At 37.2% G+C, this 2,409-nt stretch carries 2 protein-coding genes; both read left to right on the forward strand.

What is annotated here, in order from left to right; all coding sequences use genetic code 11:
• Positions 1-563, forward strand: a 563-nt coding sequence (locus tag Q0L68_RS19635) for an MFS transporter (protein ID WP_296705939.1), incomplete at its 5' end; no start/stop codon positions are given.
• 97 nt (positions 564-660) lie between these two features.
• Positions 661-2,409, forward strand: a 1,749-nt coding sequence (locus Q0L68_RS19640; protein ID WP_296705940.1) for a cation-translocating P-type ATPase, incomplete at its 3' end; no start/stop codon positions are given.

The following is a 2,409-nucleotide window of genomic DNA, read 5'->3' on the forward strand; positions in this document are numbered from 1 at the left end:
TCCTTCATACATCTCTCAAGAATAAAACATTAAGCAGCATTACCCAGGCAGGTTTAGTGAATAACTTAAACGATGGGATGATTTGGGGACTTTTGCCAATATTACTTTTGAGTAATGGTTTTGAATTGAAAGAGATTGGAATAATCGCAGCTAGTTATCCATTCATCTGGGGTGTTTCCCAGTTAGGTACAGGTAAAATCGCAGATCATTTCTCCAAAAAGAAATTAATATTTTCAGGCCTGTTACTACAGGGCATAGTCCTCATTTTAATCCCAGAATTTTTGAATTTCTACTCCCAGCTTTCTCTCATGTTTATGATGGGGATTGGGACTGCTTTGGTTTATCCCACATTTATGGCAGCTATTGCTGATTACACGCATCCGATTCAAAGAGCCGAAAGTATTGGCACTTTTCGGTTGTGGAGAGATTTAGGTTATGCTATAGGAGCAGTACTATCTGGGATTTTAGCTGACATTTGGGGAATCCCGACAACAATTTTATTGATAGGCATCTTGACGATTTTTTCATCATTTATAGTTCAGTTTAGAATGAAAAGTGACTAAAAATCAGACAAAATTTCATAACAGTTAATCAAAATTCTATAACAAGTCTTCTATCATTTATTCCGAATTTTGTAATGTCAATCAATCATTATTTGCTATGAACGCGATAGAAGATTCCAAGATCACAAAGAAGAGTACTTTCCCGGTTACTGGTATGACTTGTGCAGCTTGTGCCAATAGTGTTGAAACCATTTTAACCTACACGGAAGGTGTCAAATCAGCCTCTGTTAATTTTGCTTCCAACTCTGTCCTAGTAGAATATGATTCAAATCAAATCCAACCAGAAGAACTCAATGAAGCCCTAAAAGCTATCGGATATGGCTTAATCATTACAGAAGGAAACTCAGAAGAAGCAGGAGAAAAAGCTCAAAAAGACTACTATAACGAAGTAAAAAGCCATACCATTGGAGCTGCCATTTTAACATTACCTATTTTCATATTGGGAATGTTTTTCATGCAATGGGAACCCGGGAAATGGATTTCATTGATTCTAAGTATTCCTGTACTTTTCTTTTTTGGTCGTCACTTCTTTGTTAATGCCTGGAAAAAAGCAAAACATGGAAAAGCAAACATGGATACACTTGTTGCACTGAGCACTGGTATCGCCTTTATTTTCAGTCTTTTGAATACCCTTTTTCCTGAGTTTTGGATTAGTCGAGGCATTACTCCTCATGTGTATTATGAGGCAGCTACGGTGATTATCACTTTTATCAGTTTTGGGAAACTGTTAGAAGAAAAAGCCAAATCCAATACCACTACTGCACTAAAAAAGTTGATGGGACTTCAACCCAAATCCTTGAAAGCAATCATTTCTGGAGTAGAAAAGGAAATTCCCATTTCTGAAGTTCAAAAGGGCTACGAAATTATTGTTAGGCCTGGAGAGAAAATACCAGTTGATGGGAAGGTGATTTCAGGAAATTCATTTGTAGATGAAAGTATGATCAGCGGAGAACCTATCCCGGTTGAAAAGAAAGAGAAGGAAAAAGTATTTGCCGGGACGGTCAATCAAAAAGGGAGCTTTCATTTTATAGCTGAAAAAGTAGGAAGAGAAACGCTACTTTCTCAGATCATCAAACGTGTACAAGAAGCACAAGGAAGTAAAGCCCCAGTTCAAAAATTAGCAGATAAGATTGCCGGTATTTTTGTCCCCACGGTTATTATTATCTCGATAATAACTTTTATTTCATGGATGATTTGGGGAGGCGAAGACGCCTTTACGCATGCCTTATTAACATCTGTAGCAGTATTGGTTATCGCCTGTCCCTGTGCCCTTGGTTTGGCAACTCCAACAGCCATTATGGTGGGAGTAGGCAAAGGGGCGGAAAATAACATTTTGATCAAGGATGCTGAGAGCTTAGAATTGGCTCATAAAGTTAACGCCATCGTATTGGATAAAACTGGAACAATCACAGCTGGCAAACCAACAGTTTCTGATCAAAAATGGCTTTCTAAATCCATTCAAGAAGAATTCAGCCCGATTTTATTTGCAATTGAATCTAGTTCAGAACATCCCTTGGCAGAAGCAGTTTCAAAAAAGTTGGGTGAGAATCATATCAAATCTAGCCTTGTCAATAATTTTCAAAGTATCACTGGAAAAGGGGCAAAAGCCACTAGTGAATCTGGAGAAGAATATTTCGTAGGAAATCAAAAACTAATTGAATCCAATAGAATCACTATTTCAAAAGACTTCCAAAAAATTGCCGATCAATGGAAATCTGAAGCAAAAACGGTGATTTTCTTTGCCAATGAAAAAGAATTATTGGCAATTTTATCCATTTCTGATGAGATCAAGCCCAGTTCTAAAAATGCAATTTCCAGACTTAAATACCAGAATATCGAAGTCTAT

This window comes from Algoriphagus sp. (assembly GCF_024642405.1).
Lineage (GTDB): Bacteria > Bacteroidota > Bacteroidia > Cytophagales > Cyclobacteriaceae > Algoriphagus.